The sequence below is a fragment of the Vibrio sp. EA2 genome, from assembly GCF_033042495.1.
Taxonomy (GTDB): Bacteria; Pseudomonadota; Gammaproteobacteria; order Enterobacterales; family Vibrionaceae; genus Vibrio.
This window is the reverse complement of record NZ_JAWLID010000006.1, coordinates 117,243-135,610: the sequence shown is the minus strand read 5'-3', so window position 1 is coordinate 135,610 and position 18,368 is coordinate 117,243. Positions and strand designations below refer to the sequence as shown.

Sequence of the window (18,368 nt, the reverse complement as noted above, 5' to 3'; positions counted from 1 at the left end):
CTTATCCTTCAGATATTGCGTTTTGTATCCAGTTAATATCTCGTCCATTGTCGTGAATGGCGATAACATCGAACCGATAATCTATTGTATGTATGGACTGTTTTTGGCGGCTGAGCCAAATGTTGGCGGTTTTTATCAGCTTACGCATTTTGGCGTGAGTAACCATTTCCGCTGCCGAGCCAAAACGATCGTTGTTACGATATTTGACTTCGACGAAGACGATAGTTTCACCTTGTTGGAAGATTAAATCAATTTCGCCGACTTTTGTCAGAAAATTTTGCTCGACAAAGCGTAAACCCTGGCGAAGCAGATATTGCTTGGCCAGGGCTTCATATTGATTACCTATCTGACGTTTACTGAAGAGCCCCACGCTCGGCCCAGCTTAGCTCACGTTGTACAACACAGTTGTTGTCGAGGCTTAACACACCAGTCTGGCCTTGGACAGATAGCCCAGGAACAAGCTTCATTTGAGGCAGTTCGCCAATCAACTTGTACGCATCCATGCCGAGTGCTTTCAGGCGCACCTCCATGTTGGATTGTTCTGCCCATAGCTCTTTCATTTCGGCCGCAACCGTCGGATCTGGATCAATAAGCAGCGGAATGTCACTGTAAATGATGCCCGTCAAGTCATCGTAGGTCGCACCACCGCTATTACTGCGAGAGTTAGAGAAGATTTTTGGTGGCTTGGCATCTGGGTTAATCGCGACTTCGATAAACGGTTTAATCAAAGTCAGCTCTGAACTTCTTGCAACAATGTAAACCGCATCAACATCGCGACGGCTGCGTGGTTGAGTCTCCAGTTTAATTTTCATCAGCGATTGCATCTGAGCGATTCGCTGTTTACTTTCCTGCAGACCGAAGACGTCGTTGATGTCTTTTTGCAGCTGTCGTTTATCGCCAAAGTAGCTGGTTGCCACTTTGTTTGAGCTGTATTTATTCCACTCGTCGTTAAACGCTTCAACCACTCGCTCGCCGTAACTGCCTTTAGGCGCAAGAATTAGCGGGAAATTATAGCCTTGGTTGAACAGGTGTTTAGCGGCTTGTGCCACTTCTTGCTCTGGTGAAAGTGCCAGATAACAGATATTGCTGCCCGGTTTGATCTCTTCAGGGATGTTTAAGGCTAGGGCTGGAATAGTTGGACCAGCAGCGGAGCCATCGATTGAAGTCTGTAACAGCTCAACATTTTCTTTTTGCAGCGGGCCGACAACAAAGTCGATATTCTCGTTGATTAGGCGCTGTTTGATTTGGTCGGCGCTGTAAGCATGCGTATCGATAACAGTGACGCTTGTGCTATCGTCACGAGTTTCATCATTCATCATCGCAAACATGAAGCCTTCACGGATCAGCTGTGCCTGAGGTGCAAATTTCCCCGTTAGCGGCAGCAGTAGCGCGGTATTATTTGGCTTAACGATGTTGAGCGACAATATGTTTTGAATTTCTTCAGGCGTGTAAACCGCCGCCGGGTGCGATGGGTTTTCGGTTAACCAACGATCCAGCGTATTTCTTAGCTGAGAGAGGTTGCCAGACATCGCTTTGGAGTAAATCGCTAACTGCAACCAACCACTCAATACCTCTTCGTTTGGTTCGGTACGTAGTGAAGACAGTTCTGCTTCTGAGTAGCTGCCAAAGTTCATCCAAATACGACTGGATATTTCACGCTGCTCTGGAGATGAAGAGTAATGACCTAGCATGACCAGCTCACGGTTTGCTTCAAATGGCTGGTTTAGGCTCTGGTAAGCATCTGCACGTAACGCGTAGTAATCCTTCCACTGGTCGTTTGGCAGTTTCCACCAAGGCTTAAAATTCAGCAGCTGAAGTAACTGTGAGTAATTTCCCTGCTTTTGCTGTATGGTTCCTCGCGCCAGTTGCCACTCTGCCTGCTGTACTTCAGACAATTGCTGACGAGAAAGTCTCGTGATCAGTAGATCGGCCTGATCAAATTGGTTGGCTTGAATTGCGGCTTTGGCTGCCATGATCAACCAGTCGTTTTGTACGCTGCCTTCCGAGCTGTCCGCTTGAATCATGTAGTTCTGTACTGACCGGGTAGGCTCAAGTGTGACATCGACACCATCAGGTTGTCTCGGACCTGAAGAACAGGCGGCGAGTGTAATTGCTAGTGCAACAGGAGTAAGTATGCGTGGTACACTGAGTCTCTTATGGTTAATCATTGCCGTGAGTTCTCTATAATTTTGTACAAAATTGTCTTTATATTAATCGTTGAAGTGATGGTAAACAAATGACAGATAAAAATAATTTGCCGAATGAGGGGCCAACTCTCTATATCGTACCGACACCAATCGGAAATTTAGCAGATATCACCCAACGTGCTATCGAAGTTCTGTCGAATGTGGACATCATTGCTGCTGAGGATACCCGACATACGGGTAAATTACTGTCTCACTTCAATATTCAAACCAAAACTTTTGCGTTGCATGATCACAACGAACAGCAAAAAGCACAGGTTTTGGTGGAAAAACTATTGTCAGGCCAGTCCATCGCGCTGGTTTCTGACGCGGGTACACCTTTAATCAGCGATCCAGGATACCATCTGGTGACAAAATGTCGTCAAGCGGGCGTAAGAGTTGTGCCTCTTCCTGGAGCGTGCGCGGTTATCACGGCATTAAGTGCTTCTGGCTTGCCATCTGATCGCTTCAGTTTTGAAGGATTTTTACCGCCAAAAAGTAAAGGGCGTAAAGACAAGTTTTTAGAAATCGCATCGGTAGAGCGCACTTGTATCTTTTACGAATCTCCGCACCGTATTTTGGACTCTCTACAAGATATGTTAGACGTTCTTGGCGCTGAACGAGAAGTTGTTTTGGCGAGAGAGCTCACCAAAACGTTTGAAACTATTCAAGGAATGCCTCTTGGAGCGTTGATCGAGTGGGTGAAAAGTGATGATAACCAACAGCGCGGTGAAATGGTGTTGCTTGTTCATGGCCATCGTGAAACGGCAGATGACTCTCTGCCTGATGACGCATTGCGTACGCTAGGAATCTTGACTAAAGAACTGCCACTTAAAAAGGCGGCGGCGTTAGTGGCGGAAATCCACAATCTTAAAAAGAATGCGCTTTATAAGTGGGGCTTAGAAAATCTGGATTAATAAGTCTCTTTTTGTCTAAACGGGTTTATCGAATAAAAGTGATTAGGGCTGATGGTTTTCATCAGCCCTTTGTTTTTGCGCTGACTTAACGCTATTAGGTATTGCCATTCGAGCAAAAAAACACCATTTGATGCATTCCTTACATCATATCTGTGATCTCACTAGACGCGGAGAGGAGAACTCTATACAATCCGCCCTCGGAGTTGACTGGGTAGTCGCTGCTTTGCTGATGTCCTTCGGGAGACTGACGTTGAAGTCCTTTGGGAGACTGACGTTGACGTCCTTCGGGAGACTGGCAAAGGGGAGGAAAGTCCGGGCTCCATAGAGCAGGGTGCCAGGTAACGCCTGGGGGGCGCAAGCCTACGACAAGTGCAGCAGAGAGAAGACCGCCGATGGCCCGTAAGGGATCAGGTAAGGGTGAAAGGGTGCGGTAAGAGCGCACCGGACGACTAGCAATAGCTCGTTGCAGGGTAAACTCCACCCGGAGCAAGACCAAATAGGCCTCCACATTGCGTTGCTCGCGTAAGGAGGCGGGTAGGTTGCTTGAGCCAGTGAGTGATTGCTGGCCTAGACGAATGGCTACCACCGCGCAAGCGGAACAGAACCCGGCTTATGTGTCGACTCCAACTATTCGAGACCCATCATTACTTCTTAGTAATGATGGGTTTTTTGCATTTTATTGACTCAGACTATGTCATTACCAATAAACTTGGCGTTAAATCACGTCTAACTCTAGACTTGTGGTGGCGATGATGTGGGAAATCAGTACACTAGGAAATGTTATTCGCCCGCTGATACACTCAGCATAACAGAACAACACGCCCTAAAAATCGCTTCAAGATTATTCAACGAGAAAGCTATGACCGAAACCTTTCAACATATTTCCGTGTTATTAAATGAATCCATTGATGGCCTTGCTATCAAACCTGACGGTATCTATATCGATGGAACATTTGGCCGAGGCGGTCACAGCCGTACTATTTTATCTAAGCTAGGTGAAAACGGCCGACTTTACAGTATTGACCGCGACCCACAGGCTATCGCAGAAGCGGGTAAGATCGACGATCCTCGTTTCACCATTATTCATGGTCCGTTCTCGGGTATTGCTGAATATGCCGAAGATTATGATCTGGTTGGTAAAGTGGATGGTGTTTTGCTTGACCTGGGCGTATCTTCCCCTCAGCTTGATGATGCTGAGCGTGGGTTCAGTTTCATGAAAGATGGCCCGCTGGACATGCGCATGGATCCAACGTCCGGCATTCCTGTATCGCAATGGTTAATGGAAGCGGATCTGGATGACATCACGTGGGTCATTCGCGAATTTGGTGAAGACAAACATGCCCGTCGTATCGCTCGTGCGATTGTTGAATACCGTGAAAACGAAGAAAATGAGCCACTTGTGCGCACTGGTCAATTAGCTAAATTGATCTCAGAAGCAGCGCCAAAAAGCTTTAAAGAGAAGAAACACCCCGCGACACGTGCATTTCAGGCATTCCGTATTTACATCAACAGTGAGCTGGAAGAGATCGATACCGCGCTAAAAGGGGCGGCAAGTATTCTCGCTCCGGAAGGGCGTTTGTCTGTCATCAGCTTCCATTCATTGGAAGACCGCATGGTGAAGCGCTTTATTCGCAAAGAGAGCAAAGGGCCGCAAGTCCCACATGGCATTCCACTAACCGAAGCACAAATCAAAGAGCTGGGCAGTGCGAACATGAAAGCCATTGGCAAAGCGATAAAACCAAGTACACAAGAAATTGACATAAACCCTCGTTCACGCAGTTCAGTGTTAAGAATTGCTGAAAAGCTTTAATTATTATGACGAAATCCACTCCTAACCTTGCTAAATTGATTGCCACGGACTTACTCACTGTTGGTCGTTGGCCATTATTGTTGTTGCTTCTTATTTTGGCATCAGCGATGGGAGTGGTATTTGCTACCCACCATGCACGTCAAGCGATCACCGAAAAAGATCAAACTCTGGTTGAGCGAGAGCGACTAGACAGTGAATGGCGCAACCTGATGTTGGAAGAAAACGCCCTGGCTGAACATAGTCGAGTTCAAGACCTTGCAAAAAAGGAGCTTGAAATGAAACGACCTGATGGCGATAAAGAAGTGGTTATCACACTAAAATGATTAGAAAGAAAACCAGTACCAAACAAGGAAATAAGCGGAAGGTTTCCGCAAAAGCGAAAGCTGCAGTCGATGAGAAGCAAGTCGAAGAAAAAGCAGCAAAAGTTGAGGTAGCAGAGTCTTTTTTGATTCGTTGGCGTTTCCATCTGTTACTGTTTTTTGTTTTCTGTGCGTTTGCGCTGCTGATTGCACGTGTAGCGTACATTCAAATCATCGAACCCGATAATCTGATCAAACAAGGTGACCTTCGCTCTGTTCGAGTTAAGTCAATTCCCTCTGCACGAGGCATTATCTCTGACCGAAACGGAGAACCTCTTGCCGTCAGTGTACCTGTTGAAGCCGTTTGGGCCGATCCGGCAACCATCTTTAAAGAAAATGCGCTGAGTCAAACTCAAAGCTGGCATGCGCTGGCTGACGTTCTTGGCATTGAGCGTCAGGGGCTTATCGATAAAATCAAGCGTAATGAAAAGCGTCGTTTCATTTATCTGCAACGCCAAGTTAGCCCTGCAATGGCGAATTACATCCGGGAGTTGAAGCTGCCGGGTGTCGGACTGAAATCTGAGTCGCGACGTTATTATCCTGCTGGTGAGGTCAGTGCTCACTTAGTAGGTGTGACTGGCATTGACGGCCATGGCTTGGAAGGCGTAGAGCGCAGTTATGATGAGTGGTTGACGGGGCAAGAAGGTAAAAAAACCATCCGTAAAGACCGCTATGGTCGAGTGGTAGAAAATATTGCCTGGCAGGACAAACAAGAAGGTAAGTCTCTGCAATTGACCATTGATCAGCGTTTACAAGCGATTGCTTACCGTGCCATTAAACAGTCAGTGGCGGACCATCGTGCCACCTCTGGCTCTGTTGTGATGCTGGATGTTAAAACTGGCGCGGTACTGGCGATGGTAAATGCACCATCGTATAACCCGAATAATCGTAGCGACTGGCAAAGTTACAAAATGCGTAACCGCGTGATTACTGATTCCATGGAGCCTGGCTCGACCATTAAGCCGTTTGTTATTCTGGCTTCGTTAGAAAATGGCATTGCCGATAAGGATACCATCGTGGATACCGGGAATGGCGTGCTTCGATTAGGTGGAAGCCGGGTTAAGGATGTCTCTCGCGTTGGTAAAGCCAGCCTGGAGATGATTCTGAAAAAATCCAGTAACGTTGGTGTGACTAAGCTGGCAATGCAAATGCCGGTTGAAGCACTACTGGGCTTGTATAGCTCGGTTGGTTTTGGTGAGCTTTCTGGTTTGAATCTGGTGGGTGAAGTGACAGGTATTTTCCCGAGTCGTTCGCGTTGGTCACCGATTGAAAGAGCCACCATCTCTTTTGGCTATGGTCTCTCTATTACACCAATTCAGCTTGCGCACGCTTATGCCACGCTCGGAAACCTTGGTAAATACGAGCCGATACATATCATCGAAAGTAACGACAACAATATGTCTCGCCAGGTCGTTAGCCGTGAGCATGCGCGCCAGGTGCTCGATATGTTAGAAACGGTAACTCAGCAAGGCGGCTCAGCTCGTCGTGCGGCTGTTCCGGGTTATCGAATCGGGGCGAAAACCGGTACCTCTCGTAAAGCTTCTGCGGGGGGATACAGTGATGAGTATATTACTTACACCGCAGGCCTCGCTCCTGTCAGTGATCCGAAAATCGCACTTGTTGTGATCGTCAATGAACCTCAGGGTGATGATTACTATGGTGGTTCGGTGGCATCTCCGGTTTTTTCTGAAATTATGAAAGGTGCGCTACAGATCCTGAACGTGGCACCAGATGAAAATAAATTCCAGCAGTAAGCAAAGTTAGCTTACTGCCAAATAACTTGAGTAAACCTGAGCCAAAGCTCGGAGAACAAATATGACTAAAGCCATCAGTATGGACGCCTTGCTGTCCTCTTGGGTTGATTGCCCAAGTTTAGCGTCCGTTCTTGTCTCTGAACTTGAACTCGACAGTCGACGAGTTCAACCCGGAACCACCTTCGTTGCGATTGTCGGGCACGTAGTGGATGGGAGGAAGTTTATTCCGGCGGCAATTCAGCAAGGTGCGAATGCAGTTATTGCACAAGCCTGTGAGAACAAAACGCATGGCACCATAGAGTTGGTTGATGATATCCCGGTTATTTACTTAAGTGCTTTGGATAAGTGTCTGTCTGAAATGGCAGGTCAACTTTATCGCTATCCAACAATGGATCTTATTGGTGTTACAGGAACCAATGGCAAGACCACCATCACCCAACTGATTGCGCAGTGGATCGAACTCATCGGCTCGAAAGCGGCCGTAATGGGTACCACGGGAAATGGTTTCTTAGATAATTTGCAAGCAGCTGCGAACACCACCGGCAATGCGGTGGAAATTCAACATACGCTTGCGTCATTAGCTGAGCAGGGCGCGAAGTACACGGCGCTGGAAGTTTCTTCGCATGGCTTAGTACAAGGACGAGTGAAAGCTCTGTCATTTTCGGCTGGGGTGTTCACCAATCTGAGCCGTGATCACCTCGACTATCATGGCACTATGGAAGATTACGCGAGTGCTAAATTTAGCCTCTTTACCCAGCACCAGTGTAAAAAAGCCATCATTAATGTTGATGATGAAGTCGGTGCCGCTTGGGCTAAAGACCTTTCGAATGCGATTGCAGTTTCGTTGGCACCAACAACTGAATTTACAAACGCACTATGGGCCAGCAACGTCACGTATGCTGAATCTGGTATTACTATCGATTTTGACGGTATGTTTGGCAGCGGCACCTTATATGCCCCTTTGATTGGGGAGTTCAACGCGGCTAACTTGATGTTAGCGTTTGCGACTTTGCTAAGCTTAGGTTTTGACAAACAAGCGCTTTTGGCGACGGCGAATCAATTGCAGCCAGTATTAGGCCGAATGGAACTGTTCCAGACGGATAATCGAGCCAAAGTCGTGGTTGATTACGCGCACACCCCAGATGCATTAGAAAAAGCGTTGCAGGCGCTGCGTGTTCACTGTGAGGGGCAGCTTTGGGCTATCGTTGGTTGTGGTGGCGATCGTGATCCAGGTAAACGTCCAATGATGGCAGAAGTTGCAGAACGTTTGGGTGACAAAGTTGTGTTAACGGACGATAACCCGCGTAGTGAAAGTCCAGAACTTATCGTCAAAGATATGCTGGCTGGATTATCGAAGCCGGACGCGGCGATTGTTCAGCATGACCGCTTCAAGGCTCTCTCTTTTGCCCTCGATAATGCATCAGAGCAAGACATCATTTTACTGGCTGGTAAAGGCCACGAAGACTATCAAATTCGAAATGGTGAAACGATCCATTATTCGGATAGAGAATCTGCTATGAAGCTATTAGGACTGTCATCATGATTAAAGTCACTTTGTCTCAACTTGCTGAAATTACGTATGGTGAACTGGTTGGTGAAGACATCACCATCGCGGCAGTTTCAACCGACACCAGAACTATAGAAAGTGGCTCATTGTTTGTCGCATTAGTGGGTGAACGATTTGATGCGCATGACTTCTGTCAGCAGGCGGTTGACTCTGGAGCTGGTGCTCTGCTGGTACAAAAACGTCTCGATGTGAAGGTTCCACAATTGGTGGTCGCTGATAGCAAAATTGCTTTGGGTGACATCGCAGCCTGGGTTCATCAGTCTTGCCAAACGCCTACGGTTGCGATTACGGGTAGCTGCGGTAAAACCACCGTAAAAGAAATGGTGGCGAGTATTCTCCAGTTGAAAGGTCAGGTGTTGTTTACAGCGGGTAACTTCAACAACGACATCGGTGTTCCATTAACGCTCTTACGTTCACAAGCCGATGATGACTATGCCGTCATAGAGCTGGGCGCCAACCATATCGGTGAAATTGCTTATACCACTCAATTAGTTAAACCGGATATCGCACTGGTCAACAATGTTGCTGCCGCTCACCTTGAAGGTTTTGGTTCCATTGAAGGCGTTAAGCAAGCGAAAGGTGAAATCTACCAGGGCTTATCAGTTGGCGGAGTCGCAATTGTTAACCTGGACAGTCAGGGTGATGCGTTATGGCAATCAGTTCTTGCTGATAAGAAGGTGATCACTTTTTCGCAAAGTAACACTCAAGCGGATTTCTATGCGTCCGATATAAAAATGGATCAAGAAGGTAAAGCCAGCTTCACTCTACACCTCGTAGAAGATGGACAAGAAATTGAACTATCGCTGGGGATTATTGGTCAACACAATGTTGCGAATGCGATTGCGGCTGCAATCATTGCCATGAAAATGGGCGCGACGATCGAAGAAATTCAATCTGGCTTGTTGCATCTGAATAAAGTGAAAGGCCGAGTAGAGGTTGAGCAACTGAGTCAATCAGTCAAACTGATTGATGACAGCTATAATGCCAGTGTCCCGGCGATGAAGGCTGCTGTGGATTTATTAGGGGCTTTCAAAGGGCAGCGCTGGTTGATTTTAGGCAATATGGCGGAATTGGGCGAGGAAAGTCTTGCACTTCACCGTCAAGTCGGGGAACATGCTGCCCCACAAAAATTTGAACACGTTCTCACGTATGGGGCAGACGCGAAGGTAATCAGTGACCTGTGCGACGGTACCCACTTTGAGACACATCAAGATATGATTGACTACATCAAGCAGCATCTAGACCAAACTGTTTCTGAAAACCACACCATGTTGGTAAAAGGAGCAAACGGTGCTCGTATGTTTGAAGTCGCTGCTGCTTTGAAGGAGTATTTTTAATGATTATCTGGCTTGCCGAGCTGCTACAGCCATACTTCTCTTTTTTCCGATTGTTTGAATATCTGTCTTTTCGAGCAATTTTAAGTGTATTAACTGCCCTAGGTCTGTCGCTCTGGATGGGGCCTATCATGATCAAGCGATTGCAAATGCTGCAAATCGGTCAGGTAGTACGAAACGAAGGCCCAGAATCTCACTTCAGTAAACGTGGTACGCCGACCATGGGTGGTATCATGATTTTGGCTGCGATTTCTATCACCATTCTGCTTTGGGCTGATTTATCAAACCCTTATGTTTGGGCGGTACTGACGGTGCTACTTGGTTATGGTGCAGTCGGTTTTGTCGACGATTATCGCAAAGTGGTGCGTAAGAATACCGATGGTTTGATCGCGCGCTGGAAGTATTTCTGGCAGTCGCTAATTGCATTTGTGGTGGCGTTCGCTCTGTATGCTTACGGTAAAGATACTGCAGCCACTCAACTTGTGGTGCCATTCTTTAAAGATGTCATGCCTCAAATGGGGATGTTGTACATTATCTTCACTTATTTTGTGATTGTCGGAACGAGTAACGCGGTAAACCTGACAGATGGTCTGGATGGCCTGGCGATTATGCCGACGGTTCTGGTGGCCGCAGGCTTTGCTGTTATTTCCTGGGCGACGGGTAACGTTAACTTCTCTGAATACCTGCATATTCCTTACCTTCCTCATGCATCTGAGCTTGTGGTGGTGTGTACGGCGATTGTTGGTGCTGGTCTTGGCTTTTTGTGGTTCAACACTTATCCAGCGCAAGTATTCATGGGCGATGTAGGCTCGCTTGCTTTGGGCGGTGCGCTAGGCACTATCGCAGTATTGGTTCGTCAGGAATTTGTACTGGTTATCATGGGTGGTGTATTTGTGATGGAAACCCTGTCGGTTATTCTTCAGGTGGGTTCTTACAAACTACGTGGTCAGCGGATATTCCGCATGGCACCTATCCATCACCACTATGAACTTAAAGGTTGGCCAGAGCCTCGCGTTATCGTGCGCTTCTGGATTATTTCTATTGTTCTTGTTCTGATTGGTCTAGCAACATTGAAGGTGCGTTAATCGCGCCTTTTCAGACAAGAGTTACAGTGTGAACAAATATGGAACGTTGGCAAAACATACATAATGTTGTCGTCGTAGGGCTCGGTATTACCGGGCTCTCTGTCGTTAAACACCTAAGAAAAAATCAGCCACAACTGGTGGTGAAAGTCATTGATACTCGTGCTAATCCTCCGGGGGCTGAGCGCCTGCCAGAAGGAGTTGAACTGCATAGCGGCGGCTGGAATAACGAGTGGCTTGCACAGGCCGATTTGGTTGTGACCAACCCTGGTATCGCGCTGGCGACGCCTGAAATTCAGTCGGTGCTAGGCCAGGGAATCCCCGTAGTCGGTGATATTGAACTGTTTGCCTGGGCAGCCACTAAGCCTGTGGTTGCGATTACCGGTTCTAATGGTAAGAGTACGGTCACGGATTTAACCGGAGTAATGGCAAAAGCGGCGGGTTTGAATGTTGGTGTTGGCGGCAATATTGGCGTTCCTGCACTCGATCTACTCGAACAAGAGGCTGATTTATATGTGCTGGAGCTGTCTAGTTTCCAGTTAGAAACCACGTCTAGCCTTAAGTTAAAAGCGGCAGCGTTTCTGAATCTTTCTGAAGATCATATGGATCGCTATCAAAGCATGGCCGACTACCGATCAGCAAAATTGCGTATTTTTAATCATGCTGAGCTTGCGATTGTAAATCGAGATGATCAGGAAACCGTCCCTGATCACGACATACCAGTGGTTACTTTTGGTGATAGCGCGCAGGCATTTGGGTTAGAAGCCGATGGCGAGAGAACCTGGTTACTTGACCATGGCCAGCGCGTCATTGCCAGCGACGAACTTAAGCTGGTCGGCAAGCATAATCTGTCCAATGTTCTAGTAGTATTGGCACTACTTAAATCGGCAGGTATCGATTATCTCAACACATTGAATACACTTAAAACTTACACCGGACTGACACACCGTTGCCAGGTTGTTGAAGATAATCAAGGTGTTAAATGGGTCAATGATTCCAAGGCAACCAATATTGCGAGCACTATGGCGGCACTATCGGGGCTGGAGCTGGCTGGTAAGTTGTATCTACTGGTTGGTGGCGTTGGTAAAGGCGCGGATTTCACTCCATTAGAACCGATCTTCGCGACACTCAATTTACAGCTGTGTTGTTTTGGCGCGGATGGCGATGAGTTCTTATCATTACATCCATCAGCGATTCGTTTCAATACGATGGAAGATGTGATTCAGCAAATATCTTCGCAGTTAAAACCGGGTGATATGGTGATGCTGTCTCCTGCATGTGCTAGTTTTGATCAATTCGACAACTTTATGGCAAGAGGTGATGCATTCGCTGACCTTGCTAAAAAATACGCATAATAATTGAAGGTCACTCGTTTCGTGGGTTTAGGTAACGTTAAACATAACATCAGTCATTGGCTCAGGCAGCCTTCACCACAAGCGTTGTTTGATCGCCAGTTGGTATGGATTGCGTTGGGGTTGATGCTGACTGGGTTGATCATGGTAACGTCGGCTTCGTTTCCGATCAGCTCACGACTGACCGATCAACCTTTCCACTTTATGTTCCGTCACGCCACTTTCCTTGTACTGGCGTTGATCACGTCAGCGGTGATTCTCCAAGTTCCTTTAGAAGAGTGGTTCAAGCGGAGCCACTATTTGCTTTGGCTCTCTTTTGCTCTGCTTATCGTCGTGTTGCTTGCGGGTAAGTCGGTCAATGGTGCATCTCGATGGATCCCTCTGGGGCTGTTTAACCTGCAGCCTGCCGAGGTCGCAAAGCTATCGCTGTTTATTTTTATGTCTGGTTACTTAGTTCGAAAGCAAGATGAAGTACGACAAACCTTCTTTGGTGGTTTTATGAAACCCATCATGGTCTTTGCATTTTTTGCCGTACTATTGCTGGGACAGCCTGACTTGGGAACGGTTGTCGTAATGTTAGTGACCTTGTTTGGTATGCTGTTTATCGCAGGCGCTAAGTTGACCCAGTTTCTCGCACTCATGGTCGCTGGTATTGGTGCTGTCGTCGGTTTGATCCTGGTCGAGCCTTACCGTATGCGACGAGTAACCTCATTTCTTGACCCTTGGGAAGACCCATTCGGCAGTGGTTATCAGCTGACTCAATCTTTGATGGCGTTCGGTCGTGGTGAATGGTTTGGGCAAGGGTTAGGTAACTCCATTCAAAAACTTGAATACTTACCAGAGGCGCATACCGACTTTGTGTTTGCCGTATTGGCCGAAGAGTTGGGCTTTGTGGGGGTCGTACTGGTACTGATGCTGATATTTAGTCTGGTACTGAAAGCTGTTTATATTGGTAAGCGCGCCTTTGAAGATGATGAAATTTTTGGTGGCTATCTGGCATTTGGTATCGGTATTTGGTTTGCGTTCCAGACGTTGGTAAACGTTGGTGCTGCTGCTGGTATCGTACCGACTAAAGGTCTGACGCTTCCTCTGATCAGTTATGGTGGTTCCAGTCTGATTATTATGTCCGTCGCAGTATCCATATTGCTGCGCATTGATCACGAATGCCGCTTGAAACGCGAGCAACAACAATCAGAACAACAAACTAATGAAGAAAACTAAACGTTTGATGGTGATGGCTGGTGGTACTGGCGGTCACGTATTTCCAGGTCTTGCGGTGGCTAAGCAATTGCAAGAGCAAGGTTGGGAGATTCGCTGGTTAGGTACGGCGGATCGAATGGAAGCAGACTTAGTGCCAAAACATGGCATTGAAATCGACTTCATCAAAGTGAAAGGCTTACGAGGTCAGGGCGTGAAGCGTCTTCTGGCGGCGCCATTCCAAATCATCAATGCCATTATGCAAGCGCGTACTCACATGAAACGCTGGCAACCGGATGCGGTTCTGGGCATGGGTGGTTATGTGAGTGGCCCTGGTGGTATCGCGGCTTGGTTAAGTGGTATTCCGGTAGTGCTGCATGAGCAAAATGCAGTCGCTGGGCTCACCAACCAATGGTTGTCTAAAATCGCTAAAAAAGTATTTCAGGCTTTTCCAGGAGCCTTCCCCAAGGCTGAGGTTGTCGGCAACCCTGTGCGTGAAGATGTCACTCAACTGTCCGATCCATCCGTGCGTATGCAAAACCGCCAAGGACCAATTAGGATTCTGGTGATGGGAGGAAGCCAAGGCGCTCGCATTCTTAACCAAACTTTACCTGAGGTTATGGCTAACTTAGGTGAAGACTACTGTATTCGTCATCAAGCGGGTAAGGGGTCTGCACAAGAGGTGCAAGCCGCCTATCAGGAACATAAGGTGGTGAATGCCGAAGTAACCGAGTTTATTGACGATGTGGCTGAAGCGTATGCATGGGCAGACCTGCTAGTGTGTCGCTCTGGCGCATTGACGGTATCTGAAGTCTCTGCCGCTGGAGTGGCCGCTATTTTTATCCCGTTTATGCATAAAGATCGTCAACAGGCTCTGAATGCGGATCATTTAGTCGAATGCGGTGCAGCGAAAATGATTGAACAACCAGAGTTAACGGTCGAGTCACTGACTCAGCAAATACAACAGTTAGATCGCAAAGTTTTACTTGAGATGGCCCAACATGCACGAGGTGCAGCTAAATTGGATGCTGACAAAACGGTCGCACAAGCCATCGTCGCTTTGACTGAAAAGCGTTAATGAATTATCGAGAATAGAAACAGATGACTATTGAACATACACAAGACTTAGCTCAGATTCGCGCCATGGTTCCAGAGATGCGTCGCGTAAAATCTATCCACTTTATTGGTATTGGTGGGGCGGGGATGAGCGGCATTGCTGAAGTACTGTTGAACGAAGGATACCAAATCACAGGTTCTGATTTATCAGAGAATCCTGTGACAGAGCGTTTAGTCTCAAAAGGCGCGACCGTATTTATCGGTCACCAAGCAAGCAATGTTGAAAAAGCCAGTGTAGTTGTCGTTTCAACCGCGATTAACGAAGAAAACCCAGAAGTGATGGCAGCGCGTGAGCTGCGTATTCCAATTGTGCGTCGCGCTGAGATGCTCGCAGAGTTGATGCGCTTCCGTCATGGTATTGCTGTGGCAGGTACTCATGGTAAGACAACCACGACAGCACTTGTGACTCAGATTTACTCAGAAGCGGGGCTTGATCCAACGTTCGTCAATGGTGGCTTGGTGAAAAGCGCAGGGACTAATGCACGTCTTGGTTCTAGTCGGATTCTTATTGCTGAAGCGGACGAAAGCGATGCGTCATTCCTACACCTTCAGCCGATGGTGAGTATTGTAACCAACATCGAAGCCGATCATATGGACACCTATGGCGGTGACTTTGAAACCTTGAAGCAAACCTTTATCGACTTTCTGCACAACCTGCCATTCTATGGTCAAGCGATTGTCTGTATTGATGATTCTGTCGTTCGTGAGTTAATTCCACGTATCAGCCGCCAGGTGATTACTTACGGTTTTTCTGAGGATGCCGATGTACGCATAGAAAATTACCGCCAGGAAGGCCAGCAAGGTAAATTTACTGTGGTTCGTAAAGGCAGCGCGGATCTTGATATCACACTAAATATTCCGGGTCGCCACAACGCACTGAACGCATCAGCGGCGATTGCGGTTGCAACAGAAGATGACGTTGAAGATGAAGCAATTCTGAAAGCAATGGCTGGAACGCAAGGCACTGGACGTCGCTTTGATCACCTTGGTGAATTTGATACCGGTAATGGCCATGCGATGCTGGTGGATGATTATGGCCACCACCCAACGGAAGTCGGCGTAACGATCAATGCAGCGCGCAGCGGCTGGCAAGACAAGCGCTTGGTAATGATTTTCCAACCGCACCGCTACAGCCGAACCCGTGATTTATATGATGATTTTGCCAATGTACTGGAACAGGTCGATGTGCTGATTATGTTGGATGTCTATTCTGCGGGCGAAAAGCCAATTGCAGGTGCTGATGGACGCGCATTATGTCGCACAATTCGCAGTCGAGGTAAGCTAGATCCAATTTTTGTTCCAGAAATCGAGCAATTACCGTCAGTTTTGGCTAACGTTATACAAGACGGAGACCTAATTTTAACGCAAGGTGCCGGAGATGTTGGTAAAGTTGCTAAACAGCTTGCGGCTCTTGAGTTAAATGTTAATAAAATGATGAGCTAAGTTATAACGCGGTGCAAGCTTTCAGAGAAAGACATAGATCTCGATTTTGCGCCAATAACGTTGTGATTTATTGCTATCAGTGTTTGATAGTTTATTAGAGCTCAGTATAATCTCAAGGTTAAAGTCATTGCCTTTGTTAGTGTGTATTAACATGAACGAAGGCACGCGACAAAGGTCAGGAAACGAAGACGTTGTTGAATATTGCACTAAATGAAGAGCGACGAAACACGGAAAATAATCGTGGTCGCCAAAAGAAAATCTTAGGTGCGCTATTTTTCGTCGTAGTTTTGACTTTAATTAGTTCTGTTTTGTACTCGGCGATCAGTTGGATGTGGGATGACCAAAGACTTCCTCTATCCAAAATAGTGCTCCAAGGTGAATTGGAGTATATCAAAGCTGATGATGTTCAAACTGCATTCAGCAGAATAGATCACATCGGTACGTTTATGTCACAAGACATCGATGTATTACAGCAGAGTGTTGAAGCCTTGCCATGGGTCGCTCATGCAGCGATTCGAAAGCAATGGCCAGATACAGTAAAAGTATTTTTGACAGAACATCATCCTGAAGCCATCTGGAATGGCAACGAGCTGTTGGATAAAAACGGTTTGGTATTCGATGGGGATGTTGGTCTGGTCAAGGAAGATAAAGTTAAGCTGTATGGACCCAAAGATAGCGGACCTGAGGTTTTACAAACCTACCGTGAATTGAGTCCTAAATTTCAGCAATTAGGTTTAGCGATATCGTCTCTGGTGTTAAACGAGCGACGAGCTTGGCAAATCATCCTTGAAAATGGTATTCGATTAGAGCTCGGTAAAGAGTCTCTCCTTGAGCGTATAGAGCGTTTTTTCTCTCTCTATAACAAACTTGGTAGTGACACGCAAAGAATCAGTTATATCGATCTCAGGTACGATACAGGAGCTGCAGTCGGTTGGTTTCCTGAACAAGAGTTAGAAGAGAGTACAGATGACTAAGGCCGCAGACGACAACATTATTGTTGGTCTTGATATAGGCACTGCAACCGTATCAGCTCTAGTGGGCGAGGTATTACCCGATGGCCAAATTAATATAATTGGTGCAGGTAGTAGCCCTTCGCGCGGCATGGACAAAGGTGGCGTGAATGACTTGGAGTCGGTTGTAAAATCAGTACAACGCGCAATTGATCAAGCTGAGTTAATGGCCGAGTGCCAAATCAGCCGAGTATTCATTTCGTTGTCTGGTAAGCATATCGCAAGCCGAATCGAAAAAGGTATGGGTACGATATCTGATGAGGAAGTTTCTCAGGAAGATATGGACAGAGCGATTCATACTGCAAAATCAATTAAAATCGGTGATGAGCAGCGAATCCTGCATGTGATTCCACAAGAGTTCACTATCGATTACCAGGAAGGGATTAAAAACCCACTTGGTCTCTCTGGGGTAAGAATGGAAGTGAGTGTCCATCTTATCACCTGCCATAATGACATGGCGCGCAATATCATTAAGGCAGTAGAACGTTGTGGCCTTAAGGTAGAGCAACTTGTATTTTCTGGGCTTGCTGCAAGTAATGCAGTAATTACCGAGGATGAAAGAGAGCTTGGGGTTTGTGTGGTCGATATTGGCGCCGGCACGATGGATGTTGCAATCTGGACAGGTGGTGCGCTACGTCACACAGAAGTATTTTCGTACGCGGGAAATGCGGTAACAAGCGATATTGCTTTTGCATTTGGTACGCCAGTAAGCGATGCTGAAGAAATAAAAGTAAAATATGGCTGTGCTTTAAGTGAACTGGTCAGTAAGGATGACACGGTTAACGTTCCAAGCGTAGGTGGGCGACCTTCACGTAGTCTGCAACGTCAAACATTGTCAGAAGTGATAGAGCCACGCTACTCTGAGCTTATGGGGCTGGTTAACCAAACTATCGATACCGTTCAGGCGAAATTGCGCGCAGAGGGCATTAAGCACCACTTGGCAGCCGGTGTAGTACTGACTGGCGGCGCTGCGCAAATGGACGGGGTGATAGAATGTGCGGAACGCGTATTCCGCAATCAAGTAAGGGTCGGCAAACCGCTCGAAGTCAGCGGCTTAACTGACTATGTAAAAGAGCCGTACCATTCTACGGCAGTTGGATTACTTCATTACGCAAGAGACATGCAGTCCAGCGACGATAGCGATTACAATGAACCTAAACGCTCATCTGTTACTGGCTTTTTCGATAAATTGCGTAATTGGATACAAAAAGAGTTTTAACCTGAGTTGCAGGATAAACGGAGAC

At 47.0% G+C, this 18,368-nt stretch carries 15 protein-coding genes and 1 other RNA gene; 14 read left to right on the top strand and 2 right to left on the bottom strand.

What is annotated here, in order from left to right:
* Position 1 precedes the first annotated feature (1 nt).
* A complete protein-coding gene (locus RXX31_RS14565; protein ID WP_317590253.1) occupies positions 2–370 on the bottom strand; it encodes a YraN family protein in 369 nt (122 codons plus the stop codon).
* Positions 354–2,168, bottom strand: coding sequence for a penicillin-binding protein activator (locus RXX31_RS14560; protein ID WP_317590252.1), 1,815 nt, complete (start codon positions 2,166–2,168; stop codon positions 354–356). Before RXX31_RS14560 ends, RXX31_RS14565 begins: the two co-directional genes overlap by 17 nt.
* 68 nt (positions 2,169–2,236) lie before the next feature.
* Here RXX31_RS14560 and rsmI point away from each other — a divergent pair, with 68 nt between their 5' ends.
* From rsmI to ftsA, 14 genes are all read left to right on the top strand, one after another.
* Positions 2,237–3,100, top strand: coding sequence for a 16S rRNA (cytidine(1402)-2'-O)-methyltransferase (gene rsmI, locus RXX31_RS14555; protein WP_317590251.1), 864 nt, complete (start codon positions 2,237–2,239; stop codon positions 3,098–3,100).
* 199 nt (positions 3,101–3,299) lie between these two features.
* Positions 3,300–3,729, top strand: an RNA gene (rnpB, locus tag RXX31_RS14550) — RNase P RNA component class A.
* Between the two features lie 230 nt (positions 3,730–3,959).
* Positions 3,960–4,910 (top strand): 16S rRNA (cytosine(1402)-N(4))-methyltransferase RsmH, encoded by a 951-nt coding sequence (rsmH, locus tag RXX31_RS14545; RefSeq protein ID WP_317590250.1) that lies wholly within the window; start codon positions 3,960–3,962, stop codon positions 4,908–4,910.
* A 5-nt stretch (positions 4,911–4,915) separates the two neighbouring features.
* Positions 4,916–5,233, top strand: a complete 318-nt coding sequence (gene ftsL, locus RXX31_RS14540; protein WP_317590249.1) for a cell division protein FtsL — start codon at positions 4,916–4,918, stop codon at positions 5,231–5,233.
* Complete coding sequence (locus tag RXX31_RS14535; protein ID WP_317590247.1) at positions 5,230–7,023, top strand: penicillin-binding transpeptidase domain-containing protein; 1,794 nt, start codon at positions 5,230–5,232, stop codon at positions 7,021–7,023. Before ftsL ends, RXX31_RS14535 begins: the two co-directional genes overlap by 4 nt.
* Positions 7,024–7,084: 61 nt before the next feature.
* Positions 7,085–8,566 carry a UDP-N-acetylmuramoyl-L-alanyl-D-glutamate--2,6-diaminopimelate ligase gene (murE, locus tag RXX31_RS14530; RefSeq protein WP_317590246.1) on the top strand — a complete coding sequence of 494 codons (1,482 nt, stop codon included), beginning with the start codon at positions 7,085–7,087 and terminating at the stop codon, positions 8,564–8,566.
* On the top strand, positions 8,563–9,927 hold the full coding sequence (locus tag RXX31_RS14525; RefSeq protein ID WP_317590245.1) for a UDP-N-acetylmuramoyl-tripeptide--D-alanyl-D-alanine ligase: 1,365 nt from the start codon (positions 8,563–8,565) through the stop codon (positions 9,925–9,927). The genes murE and RXX31_RS14525 overlap by 4 nt, the downstream gene beginning before the upstream one ends.
* Positions 9,927–11,009 (top strand): phospho-N-acetylmuramoyl-pentapeptide-transferase, encoded by a 1,083-nt coding sequence (mraY, locus tag RXX31_RS14520; RefSeq protein WP_317590244.1) that lies wholly within the window; start codon positions 9,927–9,929, stop codon positions 11,007–11,009. The genes RXX31_RS14525 and mraY overlap by 1 nt, the downstream gene beginning before the upstream one ends.
* A gap of 38 nt (positions 11,010–11,047) precedes the next feature.
* Positions 11,048–12,361 (top strand): UDP-N-acetylmuramoyl-L-alanine--D-glutamate ligase, encoded by a 1,314-nt coding sequence (murD, locus tag RXX31_RS14515; protein ID WP_317590242.1) that lies wholly within the window; start codon positions 11,048–11,050, stop codon positions 12,359–12,361.
* 21 nt (positions 12,362–12,382) lie between these two features.
* Positions 12,383–13,579: a cell division protein FtsW gene (gene ftsW, locus RXX31_RS14510; protein ID WP_317590241.1), complete on the top strand. Its 1,197-nt coding sequence runs from the start codon at positions 12,383–12,385 to the stop codon at positions 13,577–13,579.
* The gene (gene murG / locus RXX31_RS14505; protein WP_317590239.1) at positions 13,566–14,633 is read left to right on the top strand and encodes an undecaprenyldiphospho-muramoylpentapeptide beta-N-acetylglucosaminyltransferase; all 1,068 of its coding nucleotides are present in this window, start codon (positions 13,566–13,568) and stop codon (positions 14,631–14,633) included. Before ftsW ends, murG begins: the two co-directional genes overlap by 14 nt.
* A 23-nt stretch (positions 14,634–14,656) precedes the next feature.
* Entirely contained in the window at positions 14,657–16,114 is a 1,458-nt protein-coding gene (gene murC / locus RXX31_RS14500; protein ID WP_317590237.1) for a UDP-N-acetylmuramate--L-alanine ligase, read from the top strand.
* Between the two features lie 191 nt (positions 16,115–16,305).
* Positions 16,306–17,088: a cell division protein FtsQ/DivIB gene (locus RXX31_RS14495; protein WP_317590236.1), complete on the top strand. Its 783-nt coding sequence runs from the start codon at positions 16,306–16,308 to the stop codon at positions 17,086–17,088.
* Complete coding sequence (gene ftsA / locus RXX31_RS14490) at positions 17,081–18,343, top strand: cell division protein FtsA (RefSeq protein WP_317590235.1); 1,263 nt, start codon at positions 17,081–17,083, stop codon at positions 18,341–18,343. The genes RXX31_RS14495 and ftsA overlap by 8 nt, the downstream gene beginning before the upstream one ends.
* The last annotated feature ends 25 nt before the right edge of the window (positions 18,344–18,368 follow it).

What these genes read in the sequence shown, in the direction of transcription:
- ftsL (WP_317590249.1), top strand. Translation starts at nt 4,916, where the DNA reads ATGACGAAATCCACTCCTAACCTTGCTAAATTGATTGCCACGGACTTA.
- rsmI (WP_317590251.1), top strand. Translation starts at nt 2,237, where the DNA reads ATGACAGATAAAAATAATTTGCCGAATGAGGGGCCAACTCTCTATATC.
- murC (WP_317590237.1), top strand. Translation starts at nt 14,657, where the DNA reads ATGACTATTGAACATACACAAGACTTAGCTCAGATTCGCGCCATGGTT.
- RXX31_RS14525 (WP_317590245.1), top strand. Translation starts at nt 8,563, where the DNA reads ATGATTAAAGTCACTTTGTCTCAACTTGCTGAAATTACGTATGGTGAA.
- ftsA (WP_317590235.1), top strand. Translation starts at nt 17,081, where the DNA reads ATGACTAAGGCCGCAGACGACAACATTATTGTTGGTCTTGATATAGGC.
- RXX31_RS14560 (WP_317590252.1), bottom strand. Translation starts at nt 2,168, where the DNA reads ATGATTAACCATAAGAGACTCAGTGTACCACGCATACTTACTCCTGTT.
- murD (WP_317590242.1), top strand. Translation starts at nt 11,048, where the DNA reads ATGGAACGTTGGCAAAACATACATAATGTTGTCGTCGTAGGGCTCGGT.
- rsmH (WP_317590250.1), top strand. Translation starts at nt 3,960, where the DNA reads ATGACCGAAACCTTTCAACATATTTCCGTGTTATTAAATGAATCCATT.
- murG (WP_317590239.1), top strand. Translation starts at nt 13,566, where the DNA reads ATGAAGAAAACTAAACGTTTGATGGTGATGGCTGGTGGTACTGGCGGT.
- mraY (WP_317590244.1), top strand. Translation starts at nt 9,927, where the DNA reads ATGATTATCTGGCTTGCCGAGCTGCTACAGCCATACTTCTCTTTTTTC.
- murE (WP_317590246.1), top strand. Translation starts at nt 7,085, where the DNA reads ATGACTAAAGCCATCAGTATGGACGCCTTGCTGTCCTCTTGGGTTGAT.
- RXX31_RS14535 (WP_317590247.1), top strand. Translation starts at nt 5,230, where the DNA reads ATGATTAGAAAGAAAACCAGTACCAAACAAGGAAATAAGCGGAAGGTT.